Source organism: Burkholderia sp. Ac-20345, from assembly GCF_017104825.1.
Classification (GTDB): domain Bacteria; phylum Pseudomonadota; class Gammaproteobacteria; order Burkholderiales; family Burkholderiaceae; genus Burkholderia; species Burkholderia lata_B.
The window spans coordinates 1-24,774 of the sequence record NZ_JAAGPO010000094.1 but is presented as its reverse complement, the minus strand read 5'-3'; the positions used below and the strand labels follow the sequence as shown (position 1 = coordinate 24,774).

Genomic DNA, 24,774 nt, shown 5'->3' with positions numbered 1-24,774 from the left:
ATAAATTCTACCGAATTTCGTGAATCGGAACTGGAAAGAATTACGTTGGCCGCCTATGCTGGTTCCTGATGCCGTGATGTGCCGTGTCATAGGCATCCCGATTACAGATGTCAGTGTTGTGTTGGCGAGTACAACAACGCAAGACAGTCTCCAAAGCACTCGATCGCAATGCACAACGGTAGGGCAACAACCGGAGAACAAGAATGAGAATATTGCGGGGTTTAGTTGCTGCGTCGGCGGCATTCGCTATTTCTATGTCAGCATTTGCGGATGGTAGCGTCATACTTCCACTCGCGAATGTCACGGCAAACTGCCTGAATGTGAGCAAGAAGACAGTGGATTTTTGGATATTGTCGGCCCGCGTTCCAACGGATGCGAACTGGTTCAAATCAACAAACGGAGTCGGTGCTCGTGTCGATGTGACTCTTTCGGGACTTGGCCAGAAGGCGAGTTTTCCCGCAGCTGCGGCAATCGACACTCGTGATATTGGAGGAAAAATTGTGCGAGCATCGTTGGGCCTCCATGTGCTGGCGGATCAGGATCTGTGGAATACGAAGAATGCGTCGTCACTGATCCGAACTTCGGACGTGAGTGTGCCTTTAACATTCGTTCGTCGACAGGGCACATCGGACACTGTGAAGGTCTTCCAGGCGTTGCTAAATTTCACGAAATCATCATCCGTGTTGATACCTCCCAATCCATACGTACAAGGTGCCCAGCTGGTCGGTCAACTAGCAAATTCGATAGCTACTGTCTTCGCGGCGGATTCGAATGACATTGTAGATCCGAATTTCTCACTCGCCTTCAGTATGAGCAGGGTGGACAGTGGCTGCTCTGCAAAAGATCTCCATGACAATGTTGGTGTGGAAATTATAGATTCCAATGCAGGAGATGAAGGTCAGGGAATTATCAAAACCAAGAACATCACAAATTACTGTTTCTACAAAATCGGCCAGGATGCTGACCCGGACATCGGGTTTGTAAGAAAAAGCGGTGGTGTTTGTCCAAATACGGCTCCGGCGAATGTAGCGATTCTCGCGAATCCGCAATTTATCTGGCTTGCTTATGGAAGCTGTAAGGATGACGTGTCATGTGATAACACTCCGACACCGCCCCCTGCGTCGACGAATTTGAAAGAAATCTTGCTCGGAAAACCGGAAGTGTTTGGGCTAGTTGGAAGACGTCTTGGGGCGCAAAGTGCATCCTCACTGGTGAGCGTGCTCGAGAAACATCCTAACGATGTTGCTGCACTCGGTCGCGGAAAGGACGTTTTGAATGCTATTTCGATGTGCCGAAGCGTTGGCATTAGTGAGGAACGCTGTCTTGATCGGAAATTCGTAGAAACGAAGCCATAAGCAATCGGGCAGGAATGACCATTCATACCGGAAGATATGCCATAAAGGCATATACTTTGACGTTCATTCTTGGAGCTTATACCGCATTCACGTAGCCAGCGAGATTCTGACGAACAACTTTTGGTATTTCCATTTACGGCGTTGAGAAAGGTTTCCGGTGACACCCGATAGCCCGACAATCTTTCTCATCATCCGTTATGAATACAGATGCGCCGATGGCTAATCGGTCCGAATCTGATTACATTCGTTATCCTAAGCTGCATTAATAGAGCGATTGGGAGGGGGGATGTCGCATTTCAAATTTTTGAGGCTCTGCGGATGGTATCTGGTCTGCGCGTGGTTTGATGTTCCCGATGTGGCTTGCGCTCAGCGCTGCGAGCCACAATACGCGCCTGCGACCTTCCCATTTCGTGCGGATCCCAGCAGTCCCAAAGGACATCCTGTCAACGTAGGCATTGTCACGAAGGGATTCGTTGCATTGCCTGGTACTAAGGTCGTTCATGGCATCGATGTGTCGAAATGGCAGGACCAGACTGACTTCACGAGTCTTCGGCAATGTCTTGAAGTGGTGGACCACAGCCGCGGGATTGGCCCCATGCATGCACCATTTGTGTACGTGAGACTGACCGCGGGAGAAGATCCAGATAACGAAACCCTGTTCCGCGCTCATTGGTACAACGCCCGCAATCAGAATCTATACACTGGCCCGTACCATTCGCTTGTTGTCAAGGATCCAGCCGCTGCGACCGCTTCGATGAGTGACAGCGATTTCGCGAAAATCCGCAACGAAAATCTCGTGAGCGCAGACGTACAAGCTAACACCTTCATCAAACGCTTCGGCCAGCTCCTGCTTGCCGATCCGCTGCGCGATGTTGCGCCTGGCGATCACGGGAAGCCCTATCTTCCGATCGTTCTCGCTTTGATGGAGAGACCCCAGCAGCGATATGGGGACGACGACCGGAGGGCCATCGGAAAGGCATATGGCGCCTCCGCGTGCCACTGGATCGAGACCGTACACCGCCATCCGAGTTTCGCTGGGCAACGGATCATTGTCTTCACATCGGCATCCATCTTCAGCGACTACGATCTTGGCAATGCACCTTGTGATCTGCGTGCCGGAGGGATCTGGATTTCTCTACACACATCCGATGGTTCGCGTGACGGCGCCGACCGTGCCGAGCGGACCGCGCAGGCCCTAGGGGATCTGTGCAAAATGCCGGACGGCACGAACCGCTGCATCTTTCAACAATACACGTCGTACGGAGGATTTGCGCTATTTGGCAAGGACTCTCCGCTCGATCTCGACAGGTTCTACGGGAGTGAAGCAGATCTTGCAGCATTGCTGCAACATGCGAGGCATCCGGAGGTGTGGAAATGAACGCTTATGCTCGTTGGCACGCGGCACGAAACACTTTCATGTGTCGGTTTTTAATGGCAGCTCTGTTATCGCTCTGCCTAGGGGCCGGCCACTACGCGTCGGCAGCCGGCGACTGTCCGGCACCCAAGTATACGGCGCCCCTACCTGCTGCGATACAGAATCCAAGAGCGCCGTGGAACCACACCGATACGGGGGCAATCCTCGACGGATTCGTAGGACTGAAGGACGTGTCTGGCCTACTTTATGGAATTGATCTGTCGTCAAACAATGTCATCAAGGATTACGGGCGGTATTCCAAGTGTGGTGCGAAATTCGCGTTTCTCCGGCTTGATGGTGGATACCGCACACATGCAGCCGCACTGGCGCGTGAGCAATGGACAACGATTCCTTATGTATTCATGCCGATCCCCGCGGCGATGCGCGATGAAAATAATTATGCAACGCTCACCACCGATAGCAAAGCGTCGATCCAGGAATACTTAAAGGAATTTGAGCGGAAAGGTGTCGAAAGCGCGGATACCCTTCCAAATTTTCTCGAAGCCCAAGGGCTTTCCGATGTTCCTCACATCTCATTTTCCGGACTTTCTGGACGTATCCTCGCGCTCGACGTTGAACAAAAACTGAATAATGAGCGGACCAGCGCTTCAGCTCGGCGCTTTTACGGGCGCTTCTATGCGCACGCGATTTGTTCTTGGATTACGCGTGCCAAGGCTCTCTATCCAGACATCCAGGTCATCATCTATTCGACCCCGTCGGTCTTCGGCGACTACTTAAACTATGCCTACCCCGAAGACGATGACTGCCTCCGCGGCGTCCCGGTATGGATGGCGCGCACCACTGCGGACGGCGGCGATCTCGTCAGGCAACCAGGATCGAAGGATGTGAACGACCTTTATTCGCAACGCGCCTGCCTTCAACCTGGTGGAAATCGATGCATCGTTCATCAGTACACGCATCGTGGAGTAATTGGCGCGGTACTGCCGGTGACGGATCCGAGAACGCCTCATGTCGATCTGAATCGTGCGTTCCGCGTCAAGGTGGTTCGCGATGCGAGGACCGCACAATACGTGCGTGAATGACTGGAAATAACGACTCCGTGACGCTACGCGACAGCCTTCGGGCTGGCTTCGCGGGCATGGTATCCCTAACCACTGTAAGCCTGGGTTGCACCGAATATGTTCACCCCTCTTCGCGATGGAGATCCAACTTTCCAGGTTCAAGTAGCACAGCCATAGGAAAGTCATTTGACGAGTGAATACAGCAGAGTCCCGGAGAACAGAACCAGCAGCACAGACGCCGAACGAAGCAGAGCCGTGATATGGCGCGGCCCGGATGCCAGTATTCTTGTCACGCACCCGAGGCTTGCCCAGCCAGTCCCAACGGGCAAGAGGACCAACAGAAACGCACAGAATGCGACGGCCCAGTTATTGGCATCATGAAACGCCCGAAGCGGAAACGCAGCGCTGGCAAGCAGAAAAGCCTTCGGATTCAATAGCGTTGCGACGAATACGTCCCGCCACGTCACCGTCTTCGGACGTTGATCCTCTACCAGCCTGCCCCGCGTCCACATTTTTGCGGCCAGTAGCAGCAGATACGACGCGCATGCTACCTTGATCACGCTCAAGACTTGAGGATGCTCCACAGCGAACGCCAGCAGCGACACTCCCCAAACAGAGATAGAGATCACGTAGCCTGTGCCCTCGGCGAGCAAGAGCGGGAGTGTTCGCGCCAGACCGACACCGATTCCGGATGAAAAAAGTAACGTGTTAGTCGGTCCCGGAACGATCAGTACCAGGGCCGAGTAAAGGCACATTGCAATTAGTTGATGAGGATCCAACGTAACCTCGACCGAGGTGAAGACCAGATGCATTTAGCATCACTCGCTACGAAGCGACGTCAGTCGCCTCCCTTTGAACAACATAACTGCGCAAGGATATCGAGGCCCCGCACCGGTTCACGTACAAACGGATTCGACTCGTCCCACGCATAACCCGCCAATATCGAGCAGACCATGCGTTTCACGTCGGATGCCTTGTCTTCGTGAAACACAATGTCTTGCAGCGCTCCAGAGTACCAGCGTTCGACGAAGGTGCGGAACGTGTCGATACCCTTGCGCAGCGCGATATCGTAATCACGGGCCCAGTCGACCGTCTCGCCGCGTAACTGCCGTTCGAGTGTGGCGACCGCCAGATGGGCCGACCGCATCGCGATCGTCACGCCCGACGAGAAGATCGGATCGAGGAATTCGCCCGCGTTACCGAGCAGCGCATAGCCGTGGCCGTGCAGGGACTCAACATTCGACGCATAGCCCGAGATGCGGCGCACCGGCATCACGAACGGCTTGCTGCCGACCAGCGGCGACAGCGTCGGCTCGCTCTGCAGCAATTCGCGCAACAGCGATTCCTGCTTCGCTTCCGGCACGTCCAGAAACGCTGCATCGGCCACGCAGCCGACCGACGAACGCCCATTCGTCAGCGGGATCATCCAGAACCACACGTCACGTCGCTCCGGATGGACGGCAATGCATATCTTGTCGCGATCGGTCGACCCAGCCGGGAGGCTGTCTTCGACATGCGAAAAGATGGCCGCGCGCGTCGGCAGGCCAGTCGGCGCCTCGAGCCCCAGCAGTCGCGGCAGCACACGACCGAATCCGCTCGCATCGAGCACGAACGCCGATTGAACGAAATATTCGTGGCCGGCCTCGTCGACGACGTCGAGCCGTGGCGTATCGCCAGGCTGGAAAGCGCGCACGGTATGGCCGAACCGCACGTCCGCGCCCTGCTCGGCCGCGCAACGGATCAGCAGATCGTCGAACGGCGCACGTTCGACCTGATAGGCTGTTCCCCAGCCCTCGGAAAACTTCTCGCGAAAATCGAACGATGACATCCTGTCCCGATAAACGAAATACGCGCCGTTCTTGAACTGGAAGCCGGCCTCGACGACTGCCTGCAGCATGCCCGCCTCTTCGAGATACCGCATGCTCTGCGGCAACAGGCTTTCGCCAATCGAAAAGCGCGGAAAATGCTGGCGCTCGAGCACCAGCACCGAGCGGCCGGCCTTGCGCAGCAGGGCCGCCGCGACAGCACCAGACGGCCCCGCCCCAATGATCGCGACGTCGACGGAATTCGATTTCATTTCGTTCATGCTTGCCAATTCATTTCGATTGATTGGGTATCTTACGTTTCTCACGCCACGATTTTGCGTTGCAAACTACAATAGCCGCTCAAACAAATCCAAGATTCCGACGAGAGGCCCATGACGTCCTGCCGCACGCACGCCCCCGCCTATGTTCCCGAAACCCGATTCGGCGTCTGGTTTCTCCGCACGCATACATGGGAGCATCGCGTGCTTAGGGTGGCCATCGACGATTTGAAGCGACTCATCGCGGCGCCGCTGCCGGCGGCGCCCGTCATCCTCGATGCAGGCTGCGGTCAAGGCAAGTCGTTCCGCCTGCTGAGCGAAGCGTTCTCGCCCGACAAGATCATCGGTATCGATTGCCACAATGACTCGCTCGCGCATGCGTCGGGAGAAGCACGTCACTGCGCAACGCCTGTCGAGTTGCATCATGCCGACTGCACTCAGATTCCGCTAGCCGATTCGAGTGTCGACATCGTGTTTTGCCATCAGACCTTTCACCATCTCGTCGATCAGGAGCCAGCGCTGGCTGACTTTCGCCGTGTGCTGAAACCCGGTGGGCTGCTGCTGTTCGCCGAATCGACCGACGCGTACATCAAGTCGTGGGTGATCCGGCTGCTGTTCCGGCACCCGATGGAGGTTCAGAGAAGCGCCGACGGCTACCTTGCGATGCTTCGCGATGCCGGGTTCGCGTTCGAATCCGGCAACGTGTCGTTTCCGTACCTGTGGTGGAGCCGCGCGAAAGACTTCGGACTCCTCGAGCGCATCGGCCTGTACGCATCGAAGCCGGGCAAGCGCCGCGAGACGCTCGTCAACGTCGCCGCGCGCAAGCCCGCCTGAGCGAGCTAGGCCGCCCGCCGGCGGCCCCGACGCGTGCGGGTTAGCGCTTCAGCGTCACGACCTCGCCCGTCAGCGCCGCGCCGGCCACGAATGCACCGGCACCGCAAGTGAACTCGGTCGAGCTGGAACGCGACACGTTGCGGTAGTTGCTCTTGATACCGACCACCGCATTGCCGCCCTCCTTGCGCGCGCGCGCCTGAAGCTCGATCACGGCCGACAGGAACACATGCTGGCAGGCCTCCTCGTCGCTCTTGCCCGCGGCGTTGGTCTTCTTGTTGGTCGCAACCACGCCGTACGACTTGGTGACGCCCGGATGCGCCTGATCGCCGAAATAGAGCGCGACACCATCGTCGAGCTTGCCTTCTTCGCTCTTCAATGCGCTCTCGATCGGATAGGTATCGATCGTGTTCCGTGCGTGGGCGGCCGAGGCCGCGAACGTCGCGCCGAGCAGTGCCAGTGCAATGCGATATTTCACGTGGACTCTCCTCATTTCGCGTTCAGCTGCACGACGTCGCCCGACACGACAATCGCGCCGGCGCTACCGCTCACGCCGCACGTATATTCGGTCGTCGAATCCGAGCGCTTCTCATGGAAACGCGTCGTCACGTTGATGACCGCATTCCCGCCATGGTTCTTCGCATAGATGCGAAGGCGATTCAATGCCTCGGTGAGCGCCTGCTCGCACGTCGGCTGCTCCGTTTGCGCCCCGCGCGAAACACGTACGGACTCCGAACGCGGACCGATGCTGGTCTTGACGTCCGGGTGCGGCTGCGCACCGAAATAAATCGCGACACCACTCGTGTCCGGTGCCGTTGCCGCCGCCGGCAGAGGCAGCGAACGTACCACGGTGCCACACCCTGTCAGCAACGCTGCCGCGACCAACATGCCGGCCAGATGTCGTTTGTGCTTCATTGTTATCGTCCTCTCAGCTCAGTAAGTTCACTTCAATCGCCCTTCCAGGCGTCCAACAACACACTTGCACAGCTGCCGCCGAATCCGAACGAAACTGACAGCGCGCGCTCGATCGCGCATTCGCGCGCGTCGCGCACGAGCGGCATGTCGGCGATCGCCGGATCGGGCGCGTGGCCGACGGCCGTGCCCGCGACGAAACCGTCGCGCATCATCAGCATCGTATAGATCGCTTCGTGCGCACCGCTCGCGCCAAGCGGATGCCCCGTCATGCCTTTCGTCGACGAGAACGCCGGCACGTCGCCGCCGAATACGTCGCCAAGCGCCTTCAGTTCCTCGATGTCGCCGAGCGGCGTCGACGGCGCATGCGTATTGACGTAGTCCGGACGCCGTCCGCGACCGTCGAGCGCGCCGCGCATCGCCCGCGCGATGCCCGGCGCATGAGGGGTGGCCATGCCGGCGCTGTCCGTGCATTGGCCGAACCCGCTGATCTCCGCGTAGATTCGCGCACCGCGCGCGCGTGCATGCTCGAGCGATTCGAGCACGAGGATGCCCGCACCGGACGCGATCACGAAGCCGTCGCGGCCGAGCGCATACGGACGCGACGCGCAGTCCGGCGTCTCGTTGTAACCGCTGGACAACGCACCCATCGCGTCGAACATCAACGTCATGTTGTCGTGCAGCGCCTCGCTGCCACCGGCCAGCACGAGGTCCTGACATCCGGAGCGGATCAATTGCGCCGCTTGTCCGATCGCGAGCGCCCCGCTCGTGCAGGCGGACGACGGCGAATACGACACGCCCTCGATGCCGAACAACTGCGCGACGCATGCCGACGCCGTGCTGCTCATCGCTTTCGGCACGACATAGGGCGGTGTCTTGTCGATGCCGCGCTGCTGCGCGATCGCCATCGCGTCGTCGTAATCGGCCATCGATCCGATGCCGGACCCGACGATCGCGCCCGCCCGCGGCGAACGGAGCATGTCGACATCGAGGCCCGCATCGTCGAGCGCCGACGCGGCCGCATGCGCGGCAAAGCGCGCCGTGTCGCCCATGAAGCGCTCGTGCTTGCGCGCGAACCGCGCCGTCGAGGCGACGGAGGCCACGCCGGCGACCTGACTGCGAAAGCCGCGCTCGCGCCATGCGTCGATGCGGGTGATACGCGAACGACCGGCACGCAGCGCGGCCGATACTTCGTCGAGCGAATTGCCGGCGCACGACACGATGCCGAGCCCCGTGACGACGACGCGCGATGCCCCGCTCCGGAGCACCGTCACGCGGCGATGCGCCGGAAGATCAACGACGTGTTGATCCCGCCGAACGCGAAGTTGTTGCTCATCACGAATTCCGCATCGATCCGGCGGGCGTCGCCGATGATGTAGTCGAGCGGCGCGCAGGCCGGATCGACCGTCTCGAGATTGAGCGTCGGCGCATACCAGTTGCGCTTCATCATCTCGATCGTCCACCACGCCTCGAGCGCGCCGCATGCGCCCAGCGTGTGCCCGACATAGCTCTTCAGCGAGCTGATCGGCATGCGTTCGCCGAACACGGACGCCGTCGCGTGACTTTCCGCCACGTCGCCGCGGTCGGTCGACGTGCCGTGCGCGTTCACGTAGGCGATTGCGCCCGCATCGAGTCTTGCGTCGCCGAGCGCGAGACGCATCGCGACCGCCATCGTCCCGGCAGTCGGCTGGGTGATGTGCGCACCGTCGGAATTGCAGCCGAAGCCGACGATCTCCGCATGGATCGTCGCGCCGCGCGCGATCGCGTGCTCGTATTCCTCGAGCACCAGCGTCGCCGCGCCCTCGCCGACCACCAGTCCGTCGCGCGCGGCGTCGAACGGGCGCGGCGTCAGGTTCGCGGCATCGTTGCGCGTGCTGGTCGCATACAACGTGTCGAACACGGCGACCGCCGGGCCGGACAGTTCTTCCGCGCCGCCCGCGAGCATCAGCGCCTGCTTGCCCGTCGCGATCGCCTCGTACGCATAGCCGATCGCCTGGCTGCCGGACGCGCAGGCGGACGATGTCGGCACGATCCGGCCTTTCAGATCCCAGAACAGGCTGACGTTGACTGCCGTCGTATGCGGCATCATCTGCACATAACTGTTCGAGGTGACGTCCCGCATCGAACCCGTCTCGATCATCGTGCCGAATGCCCGGATCGGCTCGACCGATCCCGACGACGATCCGTACGCGACACCCATCCGGCCATCGCTGATCGACCGGTCGTCGGCCAGACCCGCATCCGCCAGTGCCAGCTCGCTTGCGCGTACCGCATACATCGATACCGGCCCCATCGAACGCGTCTTCTTGCGCGGATACCCGGCCGGCAGCTCGAACGACGGCAGCGGGCACGCGAGCCGCGTATGCAGCGCTTCGTAGCAATCCCATTCCGGCATGCGCCGCACCGCGTTGCACCCGGCGCGCAGGCGCGCCTCGATTTCCGGCCAGCCTTGACCGAACGCGGTCACGCCGCCCATCCCCGTCACGACGACTCGCTTCATCACACCATCCCGCCGTTCACGCCGATCACTTGCCGGGTGACGTAGCTCGCCGCATCCGACATCAGGAAGCCGACGACCGCCGCGACTTCGTCGGGCTGGCCGACGCGGGCCATCGGTACTGCTTTCAATGCATGCTCCAGCGGCACCTCGTCGAGCATGCCCGTATCGACCAGCCCGGGCGCGACGCAATTGACCGTGATCTTGCGCGACGCCAGTTCGACCGCGAGCGCCTTGGTCGCGCCGATCAGGCCGGCCTTCGCGGCGCTGTAGTTGACCTGGCCGCGATTGCCGATCACGCCCGACACGGACGCGATCGTCACGATGCGGCCGCCGCCGCGCAGGCGCACCATCGGCATGGTCAGCGGATGAACGACGTTGTAGAAGCCGTCCAGCCCGGTTTCGATCACGATGTCCCAGTCCTCCTCGGACAGCGCCGGAAACGCGCCATCCCGCGTCACGCCCGCATTGCACACGATCCCGTAGTACGCGCCGTTCGCTTCGACGTCGGCTTCCAGTTCAGCCCGGCACGCCGCGCGGTCGCGCACGTCAAACTGCAGCACGCTGGCCGTGCCGCCCTGCGCGCGAATCGTCGCGACGACCGCGTCCGCATCGGCGCGGCCGGTGCGGCAATGCACCGTCACGGCGAAACCGTCGGACGCCATGCGCAGTGCCACGGCGCGGCCGATGCCGCGGCTCGCCCCTGTCACGAGAACTCGCCGAGTCATGAGTTGAAGCTCCCTTCGATAAAAGATTGAAAATCATTCGGTTGGTACACCTTGACGACGGCTTCCGCGCAGCACGTGCCGTCGGCATGAATCGCGCACTCGTACGCGCCGTGCCCCTCGTCGCCACGCAGCAGTTCCCGCGCGACGATGCGCAGCGCCGTGCCGGCGGAGAACGCGGTGCGATGCGCGACATAGCGATTCGCACCGAGCAGCACGCCCGGCTTCGCGCGGCCGCCCGCATGCGCGGCGAGCAGGCCGACATGCGCGGCGATCGCCTGCGCCATCAGCTCGATGCCGATCCATGCCGGCATCGCACCGTTGCCGTCGGCGTACCACGCATCGCGGCGCGCGCGTGCGCTCACCTCGATACCGGTTTCCGAGCAGCGCTCGATCGCGTCGAGCAACAGCATCGTGCCGCGATGCGGCAACACGTCCCGCACGTTGCCGACGGGAATATCCGCGCCGCCGTGCAGCGCGTCGATCAATGGTCCGGCATGCATGTCAGGTTCCCAGAATCAGGCTGGCATTGCTGCCGCCGAAAGCGAACGAATTGCTCATCACGTAACGTCCCGTTGCATCGCCGGCCAGACGGCGCTCGCGGTCGACGAGGTCGAGGTCCGGCAGCGCGGGATCGCGTTCGCCGTCCCAGACGTGGGTCGGCAGTGCGATCCCGCGGGCCAGCGTCAGCCAGCCGAAGCCGAGCTCGGTCGCGCCCGCCGCGCCGAGCATGTGCCCCGTCAGCGGCTTGGTGCCGCTCGCCGGCACGCCGTGCGGAAACACGCGCGCCGTCACGTTCGCTTCCATCTCGTCGTTCAGGCGCGTCGCCGTCGCATGCAGATTCACGTAGCCGATCGCGGACGAAGCCACACCGGCATCCGCGAGCGCGCCACGCAGCGCGTCCTCGGCGCCGTATCCCGCCGGGTCCGGTGCCGAGATGTGATGCGCATCGCTCGACTCGCCGACGCCGGCCAGGCGGACCGCGGCTTCGTCGCGACTCATCACGAACAGCGCGGCGCCTTCGCCGATGGTGATGCCGCTGCGGTTCCGGCTCATCGGATTGGTCCGGCCCGGGCTGACCGATTCGAGCGACGCGAAACCCTGCAGTGTCAGCTCGCACAGCGAATCCGCTCCGCCGACGACAACCGCGTCGCACAGCTTCAGCCGCAGCAGGCGGCGTGCAGCCGCGAACGCCTTCGCGCTCGACGTGCAGGCCGTCGACAGCGTGTAGGCCGGCCCGCCGACACCCAGTACCGCACGCACGAACGGCGCGGCCGTGCCGATTTCCATCTGCCGGTAATCGAATCCGGCGGGCATCGTGCCGGTCGCGGCACGCTGGGCGAGCGCCTGCTCCGCCGCCTGGATCCCGGACGTGCTCGTGCCGATCACGACGCCGACCCGGCGCGGGCCATGACGCGCGATCGCCGCGTCGACGACGGAGCCGATCTGCGCCAGCGCGGCAAGCAACAGCCGATTGTTCCTGCAGTCGAAATGCGCGAGCGATGCAGGCGGCGCGATGTCGAGCGCCGATCGTACGCACCCGACCCAACCGCCGCCGGCAACCTCGGCACGCGGCGCCATGCCCGCTGCGACGCCGATGCGCAATGCGTCGACGATCTCGTCGGTCGTTGCGCCAAGCGCGTTGATCATGCCGGGCGCGGACAGGTAGGCCGGCGTCTGTTTCGAATTCATGCGCGACACTCCTTCGCGGAAGGCGTGGCGAGCGGCGCGAACAGCACCGAACATACGATGCCCATCGCGAGCGTCGTGCCGAAGCTGCGCAGCGCGGGCATCGCGCTCGCCCCGAGCATGCCGAACGACAGCAACGTCGTGGCCGCCGACAGCAGCACGCCGGTCCACACGGCGCCAACGCCTTCCCTATCGCGCATGCAGCCTTCGCGGAGGAACACCGCATAGTTGGCGCCCACGCCGAGCACCAGCATCAGCGCCAGCCAGTTGAACAGCGTGAGCGGCACCCGCGCATAGCCGAACGCCGCCAGCGTCAACGCGATGGCGAACACGACCGGCAACGTCGTCGCGATGCCGCCGCGCCGGCCGTATCGCCACATCAGCAGTGCGGCGACCACGACCAGCGCGCCGGCCAGCCACAGGCCGCTGTCGACCCGATACGCGCCGAACAGATTCGACACGCTCGCGGCCTTGTCGACCCACGACACGCCCGGCAGCGTGCGCGCGAGGGCCGCGAACGTCGCCGCGTTCGTCGCATCGACCCGTTCCGGAATCGCCAGTGCCGCCTCGACGGGACCGGCGCCGCCGTCCACGCGCCCGAGCCACAGATGCCGGAACGGTGCCGACCAGCGTGCCGCCAGCCAGGTGTCGACCGACAGCGTCGTCGCGGCATGGCGGGAAAACGCCTGAATCCACGCGTCGGCAACGTCGTCGCGGAAACCGGCCTTCGTGAGCGTCTCGCGCAACGCACCGACATCGGCAAACACGTGCGTGCCGAGCACGGCGCGGTCATGTGCTTGCTGCTTCGCCGAAGGCACGAACGTCGCGATCGACTGCACGCGGCCGACCTGCTGCTGAGCGAGCGCCCCGACCAGCGCCTCCGAGCGCTCGAGTACCTGTTCCCGCGACGCGCCCTGGATGACGAAGAACTGTGCGGTATTCGCGAGCCCGACCGCCGCGCGGATATTGCCCTCCTGTCGAGCCAGACTCGCATCGCGCTGAACCAGCAGATGAATGTTGTCGTCGCTCGTCAAGCGTGCCCAGCCTGGGATCGCGACCAGCGCGACGAGCACGGCGGCCACCACGGCGCGCCGGCCGGCGAGCAGCGACTGCCATCCGCGCAGCAGCCGGGCCGCGCCCGAGAAAACGCCGGAGGGTACGCGCCGGGGCCCCTGCGTCAACATGAGTGGCAGGAACCCGGTGACGGCGGCAAACGCGCAGACGATCCCGACGATCGCAAAGCATGCGATCTGCTTCAGCGCCGGGAACGGCACCCACATCAGGATCGCGTAGCCCAGCAGACTGGTCGCCAGCGCCACCGCAAGCGCCGGCCGGACCGCCGCCGCGCCGCGCCGCGCGTCCCATTGCCGCCCGGCAGACAAATACGCGACGAAATACTGGATCGAATAATCGACGGCCTCGCCGATCAGGCTCACGCCGAATACCAGCGTCAGCAGGTGCAGCTTGCCGAACACGAGCAGCGTTGCCGCCAGCGCGCACACGATGCCGAATGCCGTCGACGCAAACGCGAGCACCAGCAGGCGCGGCGAACGAAATACGCTCATCAGCAACAGCGCGATGCCGGCCAGCGACACCGCGCCGATCACGTGCACGTCGCGCTCGGCACTGGCACGCGCCGCTTCCGCATAAAACACCGCGCCGGCCCGGTCGACGCGAACGCCGCGGAAGTCGGCCGCCAGCACACGCTCCGCATCGGCCGTCGCGACACGCACCGCGTGCTGGACCTTCGATTCATAGGCCGAGCCCGGCAGCGACGTCATCACGAGCACGCCGGTTGCGCCGTCGCGATGCGACACCAGCATCCCGTCTTCGAGCGACAGATTCGATGCCGCGAGCGGCAGCTCGCCGAGCCAGTGCTGCAGCCAGCCGAACGGATCGTCGGCCACCGTCGTCTGCAGGCCGTCGACGGGCGGTGCATAGAGCCGCCGGACCAGCTGTTCGCCGAGCGCGGCGTCGCCCAGTTCGAGCGACCTGCGATCCTCCGCCGTCAGCAATCCGAAGCGAGCCGGCAGGTAGGTCGCCGCGATCTGCGACAGATCGAACGGCGGCACCTCGACGGTCACCGAACGAAAGGCCCCGCTCGCGTCGAGCCGCGCACCGAACTGCTTCGCGGCAGCCTTCGCGCGGGCGGCGTCCGGGTCGGTCACCAGGTAGACGGTGCGATTGCCGAGCGCATCGCCGAGCAGGTCGACGGCCCGTTCGGCAACCGGATTGGCCTCGGTGGCCGGCAGCAACGCGAGCAGGTTCGTCTGCAACGGGGCCGGCCCGCTGAAGCGCCACACGCTGTACGCGAGCGCTGCCAGCGCGACGAGCAGCCATGCTGCGCACAGCATGCGCCGCCGGGCGCGTTCGCCCGATGTGCCGATCACGTCGCGCGCCGTATTCATTACCGCGCCTCCAGCCACGCGCGCTCGGCCGGCGCGGGCGCGTCGACCGGCGTCGGCCGCGCAAACTCCAGCGCGGTCACGTTGCCGTTGGCGAACGTCATGTCGAGCCGGCCGAGATACGCGCCGCCGCTCATTTCGAGCACGCGGACCGCCTGCGCGAGCTGCGGCTGATTCGGCCGCAACACCATCCGCCACCGTTCCGGCGTGCCGCTCGCCTCGACGTCGAACTGCGCGTACAACGCCGACAGGTCACCGCCGAGCATGTCGCGCATCATCCGCGATACCTGCGCGACGCCACGGCTGCCACTGCGGGACGCGACGAGTTGTCCGTCCGTGCCGGCTTCTCGCACGCCGCCGTCGGTAATCACGTAAGTCGCCTTGTACGGCGTGTCGATTCGCCAGATGACACCCGACTTGCGATCGAACAACATCGATCCGGTACTGACGAGCGGCTGCTTCATCGCCGACAGCGTCTGGGTCTGCCGAAAATCCGCGCGAATCGCGCCGACCCGCGCGAGCCGCGCCGCGATGTCGGACACGAGTGCGGCATTCGTCGGCCGAGCCACCGCGGCGGCCGCGGCTGGCACCGGGGCGGCCATCGCTTCGCCGCCGGCGAGCGTCACGCAGGCCGCGAGCACCACGGCCGCCAATCTTCTGGTGCGCGAATTCAGGCCCATTGAGCATGTACCCTTTCGATCAGCGCCGGCGGCGACACGAACTGCAGTTCGCGCGTCGTCGCATCGACAGCCAGTTGCACCGTATAACCCTTCGTCAGACGCTCGCCGGAGGCCGCGTCGACGATTTCGTAACCGATCTTCAGCCGGTTCTCGAATTCGAGCAGCGTGGCGCGCACGTCGAGCTGCTGGCCGTACAGGGCCGGACGCACGTACTTCAGATGGGCCTCCACGACCGGCCACATGTAACCCGACGCCAGCATCGCCGGATAGTCGTAGTCGATCATGCGCAGCAATGCCGCGCGACTGCTTTCGAAGTACTTCAGATAATGGCCGTGCCAGCACACGTTCATCGCATCGACATCATGAAACTGGACCTCGACGCGAGCCGTCGCGCTCAGCGGCGGACGAGACGCGTTCATGCGGCCTCCCCGTGCCGGAATCCACCGGATGCTCCGCCGATCGGTTCGCATGCGGCCAGGCGTGCGGTCAGCGCGCGCAGCTCCGCTTCGAGCGGGCGATCCTCGACCACCAGCGGCGATTGACGACCGATGTCGTCGACGAATGCGCGCAGCGCAGGCGACAGCTGGGTCCGCGGATCATCGCGCAGCCGCAGACGGACGGCCTGCACGGTCGCGAGCACATGCGCCGCGGCGACCTGTTCGGTCAAAGCCAGCACGCGCAGGCAATCGCGTGCGGCGATCGTCCCCATGCTGACCTTGTCCTGATTGTGCGACTCCGTCGAGCGCGAGAACACGCTTGCCGGCATCGTGTGCTTCAGCGCCTCCGCCGTCCACGCGGAAGACGAGATCTGCACGGCCTTGAACCCGTGATTGATCGCCGCCCGTTCCGGGGCCGCGCCCGTCAGGTTGCGCGGCAGGCCGTTGCTGAACTTGTCGTCGACCAGCAGCGCGAGCTGGCGATCCATCAGGTCCGCGAGGTTGGCCACCGCGGTCTTCAGCGCATCCATCGCGAACGCGATATGACCGCCGTAGAAGTTGCCGCCGTGCAGCACGCATCCTTCGTCCGGATCGATCAGCGGATTGTCGTTTGCGCTGTTCAGCTCGTTCTCGATATCGCGGCGCATCCACGACAGCGCGTCGCGCGCCACGCCGATCACGTGCGGCGCGCACCGCACCGAATAGCGATCCTGCAGGCGACGCCCGGGCAATTCATCGCGCCCGGTCAGGTCGGCGCGGATCCATGCGGCCGCCTCCGCCTGCCCCGCATGCGGTTTCGCATCGAACAAGCGCGCATCGAAATGCCCCGCTCGCCCGTCGAGGGCGACGGTCGTCAATGCGGTCAGGCGCGTCGCGATCCGCGTCAGGTGATCGGCGCGCGCAAACGCGAGACAGGCCAGCCCCGTCATGACCGCCGTGCCGTTCATCAGGGCGAGCCCTTCCTTCGGCGCGAGCGTCAACGGCACGCGATCGATCGCGTCCCATACGTCCCGCGCGTTCCGCTCGTCGCCCTCGAACACGACGGTGCGTTCGCCGACCAGCGCCGCGGCGACATAGGACAGCGGTGTCAGGTCGCCGCTTGCGCCGACCGACCCTTCCGACGGAATGCGCGGCAGGATGCGGTGATTCACCAGGTCGGCCAGCCGTTCGAGCAACGTGAACCGCACGCCCGAATAGCCGTAGGCCAGCGAGTTGAGCCGCGCGACGATGATGGACAGCGTTTGCGTCGCATCGAACCAGTCGCCCATCCCGCAGCCGTGATACCGGGTCAACTGCAGCGGCAACGCTTCGACGAGCGACGGCGGCACCTCGACCACGCAGGCATCGCCGTAGCCGGTCGTGACGCCGTACAGCGTGCCGCCATTCGCGAGATAGTCGCGCAGCCAGGTTGCACCGCGCTCGATCCGCGCGCGCCATGCGGCGCCTTCATTCAACGCAAGCGGCGCGCCGTCGCGGGCGATCGCGACGACGTCCTCGATCGTCAGATGCCGGCCGCCGACCACGACGGCCGGCCGGTTCGCGTTCGCGTCGCCGTCCGCGGCTGCCGCGCCGTCGTTCATGTCATGCTCCGCCACGCGGACCTCCATCGGGCCGCGCCCAGAAATCGAAGAAGTTGAACCATTGATAGGGTGCCTTGCCGCAATAGTGTTCGAGCCGTGCGGCATAGCGCTGCGCCCAGGCCGCGACGTGTGCGGCGCGCTCGCGCCGCGGCAGCGCGATCCGCTCGGCGAACGGCTCGAAATAGAGCCGGTAGCCGTGCATCTCCTTCAGGCAGAAGAACAGGTAGACCGGGCAGCCGAGTGCGTGAGCGAGGATGTACGGGCCCTGCGCGAACGGGGCCGTCGCGTCGAGAAAACGCGCGTCGACCGTCTTGCCGGAATCGTGTGGCGGCACGCGGTCGCCAACGATCACGAGCAGTTCGCCCGCGTCGATGCGCGACTGCATCATCATCGCCGTATCCGGCCCGAAGTCCGACACCTCGACGAGCTGCTTGCCGAATTCCTGGTTCGCACCGGCAAGCACGCCCGTAAAGCGCTTCGCATGTTCGGTGTAGACGATCGCCGTCACCTTGGTGTGCGCATCGCGCAGCGCAAGCGCGCGGGTCATCTCCAGGTTGCCCAGATGCGCGCCGATCACGAGCGCGCCGCGCCCGCTCGTTGCGAGCGCATCGAACGCGGACGAGTCGTCGAAGCGCACGTCGAGTTCGTCGAGGCGGCCGGACCATGCGACGAACTTGTCGAATCCCGCCTGCGCGAAGGCCAGCATGTGCCGGTATGCACTGCGCCATCCCGGTTTCGGCACGGCCGCGGCTTGCGCGTCGCGCAGGCGCGCGATATACGCATGCGACGCGGTGCGCGCCGAGCGATTCGTCAGCACGAAATAGCCGACGATCGGATGCAGCCAGAACGATGTAAAGCCCTTGCCGAACCAGCGGCAACTGAGGGCCAGCAACGCCATGCCGATCCGGCTGCCGCGTTCCGGCATGCGCCACCATGCGCGCGTGCGCGCCGCCGGCGACGCGCCGCGCCGTCCGACGAGCCGGCGGCTCAGCAGCAGCGGCGCGCGCGCGAGCATCCCCGCGACGAGCCGCGTATGACTCGCGCTAATGCGCACGTTGTCGCGCCACACGTCGAAATGCGACACGCCGTCGGTCGGGTAGATCACGCGCGTCGGAATCGTCCTGAACGACAGGCCGCGCCAGTGCAGCCGGACCAGGATTTCGCTGTCGAACGCCATCCGCGTCGGCAGCGATACCGCGTCGATCAGTTCGCAGACTGCGTCGACCGGATAAAGACGAAACCCGCACATCGCATCGGGAATGTCGAGCGACAGCGTTTCAACCCATACCCATGCGTGCGTGAGGTAGCGGCCGTACAGGCGCGCCTTCGGCACGCTGTCGTCGAAACGCGGCCGGCCGAGAATCACGGCGTGCGGCTCGGCCCGTGCGGCCGCCACGAACTTCGGCACGTCGGCGGCGTCGTGCTGGCCGTCGGCATCGATCTGGATCGCATGCCGGTAACCACGCTCGCGCGCGGCGCGCAATCCTGCCATGACCGCCGCGCCCTTGCCGGCGTTGACAGGCAAGCGCAGCAGCGTCACGCAGGTCGCATACCGTGCCACCAGCGTGGCCAGCGCCTGTTGCGTCGGCTCGTCGCTGCCGTCGTCGACCACGAGGATCGGCAGGCCGTGCACGACGAGGCGCGCCAGCGTGCCGCCTATCGCCGCGTGATGGTTATAGATCGGAATGACGATGCAGGTGCCGTTCATCACGCCGCCGCGCCGTAGACCAGCACGCCGGACGTGCATTCGCGTCCACCGCAGCGGAACGCGAAGCGCGCGCAGCCACGTACGGGGTCGTGCGCGATGCGCAGCGCCAGCACCGCACCCGGCGGCACCGGCGCCTTGAATTTCAGGTGGTCGATGGAACGGATTTCGCGCGCGGCCGGCATCTCGCGGCCGGCAAGACGCGCGGCCCAGTCGATTTGCACGACCCCGGGCAGGATCGGCAGCCCCGGAAAATGCCCTTCGAAATGCGCGAGCGCGGCCGGCACGCGCAGCTCGTAATGGAGCGCGTCGTCGCTGCGCCATGATGCGAGCAGTTCGAAGCCTTCCGGCGTGGCCGTGAATGCGGCCGCCAGCGCGGCGGCCGGCAATTTGCCGCGCGCATCGAACGGCATCGCGTGCGGGAATCGCCAGTAGCGCGGCAATGCGGCCGCATCGAAATAATCGCCGAGCGCATGCCGCAAGGCCGTGGCAACGGCAACCCGTCCGTCCGCGACCAGCGCGTCGCGCCCCGCCGCGGTCAATACCGCGACGACGCCCACGTGCGCGCGCGTCGTGCCGTCGACCACCACGGCCGCCGCCTGTTCGATGTATGCGTGCGCAACCAGCCGCGCCTCGAGTTCCGGCAGCGAAACGCGCTTGCCATCGAGCTTGACGACGCGATCGCGCCGGCCCGCGAGTACGAAGCGACCGTGCGCGTCGAACCGTGCGGTGTCGTCGGTGTGGTGCCAGCGATCGTGACCGAGATGGGCCGAGCGAACGCACAGCACGCCATCGTCGTCGCAGCGCACGTCGACGCCCGTCAGCGGCTGCCATGCAGGCGAGACATCCTGACGCCGCCACGCGATGCCGCCGGTTTCGGTACTGCCGAAGATCTCGAGCGGGGCTGCGCCGAACGCGTTCGCATAGGCCGTCGCCGCGTCGGCCGACAGCGGGCCGCCCGACGAGAAGAACGCGCACGGCGCGGGCGCCTGCATCGGAAAGCCGGGCAATGCCGGCCAGCGCATCAGTTGCGACGGCGTGGAAACCACGACACCGCCGCCGTATTCGGCCAGCCGCTGCTGGAGTTGCAGCGGCTCGAGCACCGTCGTCCGGTCGAATGCCCGGCCCGCCGCCAGCGGCCACAGGATCCTGAACAGCAGTCCGTAGATATGGTGATGCGGCACGCTCGACAGCGTCACGGCCGCACCGGCCTGGCTTGCCCATTCGCGCTGCAACGTGCGCACTTCGGCGTCGAACTGCGCGAGCGACTTGCGCACGGGCTTCGCGGTGCCGCTGCTGCCCGACGTGTAGAGCGTCACCGCCGCGGCAGCGTCGATCGGGCGGGCAGCGATTGCCGATTCGCCGTCCGTGTCGCGCACGCACGCGGCCAGTGCCCGCGCATCCAGCATCAGGTCGTACGCATGAGCCAGATCGCCGAGATAACCGGGCGCGTTGCTGGCCGGAATCACGATTTCCGCGTGCGCCGCCGCCACCGCGAAGAACGCGCACGCGAACGCGTACGGATCGTCCGTACAGATCGCGACCCGTCGCGCACCGCTCGCCTCCACCGCGTGCGCAATCGCGTCCGCGCGAGCACGCAGATCGCCCAGCGTCAGCACCTCGGCGCCATCCCGGCAGACCGCCACGCCGCTATCCGCTTCGGCATCCAGCATTTCGTGCAGCGCGATCATGCGACGCCTGCCCGTTTTTGCCTGGCGGCGATGAAGAAGCTGCGCCACAGCCACTCGCCCGCGAGCAACGCACCGATCAGCCCGTACGCGATCAGCCCGTTGTAAAGCGCCCACGCCGCACTGCTCCAGCACAGCGCCGTATAGACCGAGAAGCCGCCGTTCGCGATGAAGAACGCGCACCACACCTGGGTCACACGCCGCGTGTACCGGACGATTTCCGGGCTCGGCTCGGGATGGGTCAGCCGCGCGAATTTTTCAACCATGCTCGGACCGCCCCGCAGCGTCGCGCCGAACGCGACCAGCAGGCCGGCACTCACGCATGCGGGATAGAGATGAAGAAGCCGTGCGCTATCGGTCATGGCAATCGCGACGGACATCGCGGTCAAGGCGCCGGCCACGCACCAGTCGAGCGCCGTGAGCCGTTTGAGCGCCTGCGCCAGCGGGCCCTTGCCGATCGTGCGCTGCAGCCACAGCAACGCGACCAGCAGGCAACCGACGTAGCGCGGCGACATGCTTTGCCACGCGAACAGGATGACGAGCGGATAGGCCACGCGCAGCGCCGCCCTGGCCGCGACGCCTGCCCAGCGCGGCAAGCCGGTGCCGGTAGTCGCCCGCATGCCCGTCACCGCCATCGTCACGCGCGCGCGAGCAACGTGTGGACCGCGGCAATCACGTCGCCAACGGTCCGCACGGACTTGAACTCTTCGGGCTTGATGCGCTTGCCCGTCATTTCCTGCAGCTTGATGGCGAGGTCGACCGCGTCGATGCTGTCCAGGTCGAGCTCTTCGAACAGGTGCGTGTCGGGTGTCACGCGCTCCGGCTCGATCGCGAAATTCTCATGAAAAATGGCGCGGATGCGCTCCAGGATTTCAGCGTCGGTCACGAATGACTCCCTTTTTCCAGCACGGTTTCTTGCGATACCTGATGAGATTGCTGGTCGGAAATGAAGGCCGCCAGTGTGTTGATCGAACGGAAATGCGCCTTCGTGCGCTCGTCGTTCGCGGCGATCGTCAGCTGAAACTTCTTGCGCAGCATGATGCCGACTTCGAGCGCGTCGACGGAATCGAGTCCGATTCCGTCAGTCGAGAACAGTGGCGCATCGTCGTCGATATCGTCGACCGTCATGTCGCTGAGATCGAGCATCTCGATCAGAAGCTGCTTAATTTGCAGTTTTAAAGTATCCATGCTGAAACAGGCTTTGAGTAATGTGCACTTCCACCTCGCGGGCAATGCTGCGAGCGGCAATCGACGGCGACACCACGCTCGGCGCCAACCGGCTCAGGTCCATCGGCTCGAGCACGTTGATGCGCATGCGGAACGCACGAGACGGCACGTGATACCAGCGCAACGTCTTGGTAAATACCGGTGGATCGCAATCGATCAGGACTGGCTGAATCCGGCTGCGCGACTGCAACGCCATATGCGCGAAGCCGCGCGAGAACGCATGCAGACGATTGCCACCCGGGCTGCGCGTCCCTTCCGGGAAGATGATCATCGTGTAGCCTGCCGCCAGTTGCCGTGCCCCGGCCTCGACGAGATTGGTGGCATCTGCATTGCTCACGTACTCGGCCGCACGGACAATGCCCCAGAAACAGGGGTTGCCCCAATGGCCGCGCTTGACGACGCAGCATGCCTTTGGCGTCAGCGACAGCAGCACCATGACGTCGAGCCAGGTCGGGTGATTGGCGACAACGATTGCAGGGCCATCTTTTGCAAGACGCTCGACGCCGTTCAGCTCGAGCTTCATCACGCCGATACGCTGCACCAACGCGACCAGTGCCCGGAAGAAATAATGGATAACAAGTGTCACGCCACGCTGGCGTGAGCGCCGATGCGGCCATAGCCCGCCGATGACGATTGCCAGCAACGAGAACGCCGATCCGCACAGCGAGAAAAAAGCCAGGCTCGCACCGGTCACGAACAGACGCCAGCCGTAGTCAAGCCGCGCGATCATGCCAGCTCCATCGCCAGGATGCGTGTGGACTGCGCCACGACGCCGTCGCGCGCGCCGACAGGGAATGCAGCACCGCCGCGCTTTGCGTATCGGCTGCATCGTCGGTACCCGGCATGTCGTCCGAGCCATCCGCAGACATTTCACAGGTCAGATACCCTGCCGGCTCATCGGCGCCAAGCAGAATGGCCAATCCGATACTCTCCAGGTCGTCACCGACATCGCCGTATACGGGATCGGCCGGCTCGTGTGCATAGACGAGCAACACCGGCGATGCCAGCGACGTTTCGTATTGGGAAAAAGCTTCGAGCAGCGCGTAGCCGAGGGTTTCATGCCCGGCCGCGATCGCGGTCGCAGCCGATCGGTCACGCCGGGCGATTCCAAATATGCCAGTAACGGCATTGAGCACCGAAAGACTGAAGGCCGTCGGCGAGACAGGTTCCGCAGCGCCAATGTCGGCGAGAATGCCGGTGGTTCGCATCAGTTCACCGTGACGCGATGCGAATACCATACGCAACGGATTTTCCGTCCCGGCGCAGTCGTAGGCCGCCTGAAGCGCGAGACGCGACAGCCGGCTCAAGCGGCGTCGCACCATCGGATCGAGGGCTTCGACGCCCGGCACCCCCGCGGTCGAAATCGACGTCCATCTGGCGATTGGCATGGTCCAATGCAAATCGGCCATTTCTTTGTTCTCTTTGAGGTTATTTCGCTGAGGGTAATTTTTCTATTGTGCTGCTCACTAGTGCGCTGTCACACCCCGCTTTCACTGAACATGCTGTCGTGCATATTGACCTCAACAGATCTAGACATCGACTTACTGGCTCCCGAGCCACATACATCCGATAAGGCAAGAAATCGCGACAGTAAGCACAACACGATAGAACTGCAAACCGAATTACCTTAGCGATCCTATCGTGTTTCGGCGAGACTGTAACAGGACCTTCGCGCGAAATCAACGCGAAGACGCCAGAGAACGACGGCATTTAATACGATTTGTCAATTCGCACGAGACCGTCGAACCGACATCTTCAAATAATCTGAAGTATGGTGAGGATCATCCCGTTTGCACATGCCACACACGCTCGTTATCTTCTTTATGGAGAAATTCTTCATTGACTGATGGAGTTTGCGTTTGTACTGGGAAAAAGCACCTGTTGGAGCATCATCTACGGCCTGCATCCGATGGTGGGATACTATCGAGCGGTCACGATGAAAACGCCGTCATTCGAAGCGGATGTCGGCGGACAGGACATTGGCCGCGTCAATGCGGACAACGCAGTGGCGACCTGTCTCCAGCGTGTTAAGCAGCACGTAGTGCTGCTTCAACTGGTCTCGAGAAGCCGTAGGGTACGAGCTTCGCATCGACTCGATCTGCGAATCGGTAACACTTTCTGGCGCAGCGAGAACAGGAGTACATTTCAAGCTAATCGGTCGCCCGCTGTATGAGCCGTTCACTCCGTCCGTTGTCTCATCGTCGATACCCTTCAAAACGACCGCCCCGTCGGCCTTCACTTCGTACTGGTCATGAGCAAAAAGCCCCTTCTTGATACATAGCGCAAGCGAACCACCAGGCGTATTCGGCACATTTATGCCCGCGGTGCATGCTTCCTTGCCATCAACCGGATCGAGTCGAGTTGCGGCCGGTCCGTCCGCGACCGCGAGCAGCGGTGTCAGGACAATCGACATAACAAGGGCGACAGCTGTGGCAACTGAAATTGTCTTCATTTTTTCTTAAGGACATTGGGTACTGATGAAGTGGGTGCAATCGATCTTCAGCAATTCAGATGTTGCCGCTCT

Annotated in this window: 25 protein-coding genes; 4 read left to right on the top strand and 21 right to left on the bottom strand. The window is 63.7% G+C overall.

Annotated elements, in window-relative coordinates; all coding sequences use genetic code 11:
* Positions 1 to 203: 203 nt before the first annotated feature.
* From G3O06_RS28225 to G3O06_RS28215, 3 genes are all read left to right on the top strand, one after another.
* Positions 204 to 1,355, top strand: a complete 1,152-nt coding sequence (locus G3O06_RS28225; RefSeq protein ID WP_205818199.1) for a hypothetical protein — start codon at positions 204 to 206, stop codon at positions 1,353 to 1,355.
* 286 nt (positions 1,356 to 1,641) lie between these two features.
* On the top strand, positions 1,642 to 2,733 hold the full coding sequence (locus G3O06_RS28220) for a GH25 family lysozyme (protein WP_205818198.1): 1,092 nt from the start codon (positions 1,642 to 1,644) through the stop codon (positions 2,731 to 2,733).
* A gap of 227 nt (positions 2,734 to 2,960) precedes the next feature.
* A complete protein-coding gene (locus G3O06_RS28215) occupies positions 2,961 to 3,812 on the top strand; it encodes a hypothetical protein (RefSeq protein ID WP_205818197.1) in 852 nt (283 codons plus the stop codon).
* Between the two features lie 161 nt (positions 3,813 to 3,973).
* Here G3O06_RS28215 and G3O06_RS28210 read toward each other — a convergent pair whose 3' ends face one another.
* Positions 3,974 to 4,603, bottom strand: a complete 630-nt coding sequence (locus tag G3O06_RS28210; protein ID WP_241020282.1) for a LysE family translocator — start codon at positions 4,601 to 4,603, stop codon at positions 3,974 to 3,976.
* Positions 4,604 to 4,629: 26 nt separating this feature from the next.
* Positions 4,630 to 5,877, bottom strand: a complete 1,248-nt coding sequence (locus tag G3O06_RS28205; RefSeq protein ID WP_205818196.1) for an NAD(P)/FAD-dependent oxidoreductase — start codon at positions 5,875 to 5,877, stop codon at positions 4,630 to 4,632.
* Positions 5,878 to 5,988: 111 nt separating this feature from the next.
* On the opposite strand from G3O06_RS28205, the gene G3O06_RS28200 reads away from it, so the two are divergent.
* A complete protein-coding gene (locus G3O06_RS28200) occupies positions 5,989 to 6,708 on the top strand; it encodes a class I SAM-dependent methyltransferase (RefSeq protein ID WP_205818195.1) in 720 nt (239 codons plus the stop codon).
* A 40-nt stretch (positions 6,709 to 6,748) separates the two neighbouring features.
* Here the strand turns inward: G3O06_RS28200 and G3O06_RS28195 are convergent, their stop codons facing one another.
* From G3O06_RS28195 to G3O06_RS28105, 19 genes are all read right to left on the bottom strand, one after another.
* A complete protein-coding gene (locus G3O06_RS28195; RefSeq protein WP_205818194.1) occupies positions 6,749 to 7,198 on the bottom strand; it encodes an excinuclease ABC subunit A in 450 nt (149 codons plus the stop codon).
* Positions 7,195 to 7,620: a signal peptidase gene (locus G3O06_RS28190; protein WP_205818193.1), complete on the bottom strand. Its 426-nt coding sequence runs from the start codon at positions 7,618 to 7,620 to the stop codon at positions 7,195 to 7,197. Before G3O06_RS28190 ends, G3O06_RS28195 begins: the two co-directional genes overlap by 4 nt.
* Positions 7,621 to 7,652: 32 nt before the next feature.
* On the bottom strand, positions 7,653 to 8,891 hold the full coding sequence (locus tag G3O06_RS28185) for a beta-ketoacyl synthase N-terminal-like domain-containing protein (RefSeq protein ID WP_205818192.1): 1,239 nt from the start codon (positions 8,889 to 8,891) through the stop codon (positions 7,653 to 7,655).
* Positions 8,888 to 10,117, bottom strand: a complete 1,230-nt coding sequence (locus tag G3O06_RS28180; RefSeq protein ID WP_205818191.1) for a beta-ketoacyl-ACP synthase — start codon at positions 10,115 to 10,117, stop codon at positions 8,888 to 8,890. The genes G3O06_RS28185 and G3O06_RS28180 overlap by 4 nt, the downstream gene beginning before the upstream one ends.
* On the bottom strand, positions 10,117 to 10,842 hold the full coding sequence (locus G3O06_RS28175; protein WP_205818190.1) for a 3-ketoacyl-ACP reductase FabG2: 726 nt from the start codon (positions 10,840 to 10,842) through the stop codon (positions 10,117 to 10,119). The genes G3O06_RS28180 and G3O06_RS28175 overlap by 1 nt, the downstream gene beginning before the upstream one ends.
* Positions 10,839 to 11,342: a hotdog family protein gene (locus G3O06_RS28170; RefSeq protein WP_205818189.1), complete on the bottom strand. Its 504-nt coding sequence runs from the start codon at positions 11,340 to 11,342 to the stop codon at positions 10,839 to 10,841. The genes G3O06_RS28175 and G3O06_RS28170 overlap by 4 nt, the downstream gene beginning before the upstream one ends.
* A 1-nt stretch (position 11,343) precedes the next feature.
* Positions 11,344 to 12,531: a beta-ketoacyl-[acyl-carrier-protein] synthase family protein gene (locus G3O06_RS28165; RefSeq protein WP_205818188.1), complete on the bottom strand. Its 1,188-nt coding sequence runs from the start codon at positions 12,529 to 12,531 to the stop codon at positions 11,344 to 11,346.
* Positions 12,528 to 14,936, bottom strand: coding sequence for an MMPL family transporter (locus G3O06_RS28160; RefSeq protein ID WP_205818187.1), 2,409 nt, complete (start codon positions 14,934 to 14,936; stop codon positions 12,528 to 12,530). Before G3O06_RS28160 ends, G3O06_RS28165 begins: the two co-directional genes overlap by 4 nt.
* The gene (locus tag G3O06_RS28155) at positions 14,936 to 15,613 is read right to left on the bottom strand and encodes an outer membrane lipoprotein carrier protein LolA (protein WP_205818186.1); all 678 of its coding nucleotides are present in this window, start codon (positions 15,611 to 15,613) and stop codon (positions 14,936 to 14,938) included. Before G3O06_RS28155 ends, G3O06_RS28160 begins: the two co-directional genes overlap by 1 nt.
* Positions 15,604 to 16,032, bottom strand: coding sequence for a thioesterase family protein (locus tag G3O06_RS28150; protein ID WP_205818185.1), 429 nt, complete (start codon positions 16,030 to 16,032; stop codon positions 15,604 to 15,606). The genes G3O06_RS28155 and G3O06_RS28150 overlap by 10 nt, the downstream gene beginning before the upstream one ends.
* Positions 16,029 to 17,645, bottom strand: coding sequence for an aromatic amino acid ammonia-lyase (locus tag G3O06_RS28145; RefSeq protein ID WP_205818184.1), 1,617 nt, complete (start codon positions 17,643 to 17,645; stop codon positions 16,029 to 16,031). Before G3O06_RS28145 ends, G3O06_RS28150 begins: the two co-directional genes overlap by 4 nt.
* Positions 17,632 to 19,338, bottom strand: a complete 1,707-nt coding sequence (locus G3O06_RS28140; protein ID WP_205818183.1) for a glycosyltransferase family 2 protein — start codon at positions 19,336 to 19,338, stop codon at positions 17,632 to 17,634. The genes G3O06_RS28145 and G3O06_RS28140 overlap by 14 nt, the downstream gene beginning before the upstream one ends.
* Positions 19,338 to 21,026, bottom strand: coding sequence for an AMP-binding protein (locus tag G3O06_RS28135; protein WP_205818182.1), 1,689 nt, complete (start codon positions 21,024 to 21,026; stop codon positions 19,338 to 19,340). Before G3O06_RS28135 ends, G3O06_RS28140 begins: the two co-directional genes overlap by 1 nt.
* A complete protein-coding gene (locus G3O06_RS28130) occupies positions 21,023 to 21,658 on the bottom strand; it encodes a hypothetical protein (protein WP_205818207.1) in 636 nt (211 codons plus the stop codon). Before G3O06_RS28130 ends, G3O06_RS28135 begins: the two co-directional genes overlap by 4 nt.
* A gap of 2 nt (positions 21,659 to 21,660) precedes the next feature.
* Entirely contained in the window at positions 21,661 to 21,909 is a 249-nt protein-coding gene (locus G3O06_RS28125) for an acyl carrier protein (protein WP_205818181.1), read from the bottom strand.
* Entirely contained in the window at positions 21,906 to 22,211 is a 306-nt protein-coding gene (locus G3O06_RS28120) for a phosphopantetheine-binding protein (RefSeq protein WP_205818180.1), read from the bottom strand. The genes G3O06_RS28125 and G3O06_RS28120 overlap by 4 nt, the downstream gene beginning before the upstream one ends.
* Complete coding sequence (locus G3O06_RS28115; RefSeq protein WP_205818179.1) at positions 22,186 to 22,980, bottom strand: lysophospholipid acyltransferase family protein; 795 nt, start codon at positions 22,978 to 22,980, stop codon at positions 22,186 to 22,188. Before G3O06_RS28115 ends, G3O06_RS28120 begins: the two co-directional genes overlap by 26 nt.
* The gene (locus G3O06_RS28110) at positions 22,964 to 23,659 is read right to left on the bottom strand and encodes a beta-ketoacyl synthase chain length factor (RefSeq protein WP_205818178.1); all 696 of its coding nucleotides are present in this window, start codon (positions 23,657 to 23,659) and stop codon (positions 22,964 to 22,966) included. Before G3O06_RS28110 ends, G3O06_RS28115 begins: the two co-directional genes overlap by 17 nt.
* A gap of 539 nt (positions 23,660 to 24,198) precedes the next feature.
* Complete coding sequence (locus tag G3O06_RS28105) at positions 24,199 to 24,702, bottom strand: hypothetical protein (RefSeq protein ID WP_205818177.1); 504 nt, start codon at positions 24,700 to 24,702, stop codon at positions 24,199 to 24,201.
* Between the last annotated feature and the right edge of the window lie 72 nt (positions 24,703 to 24,774).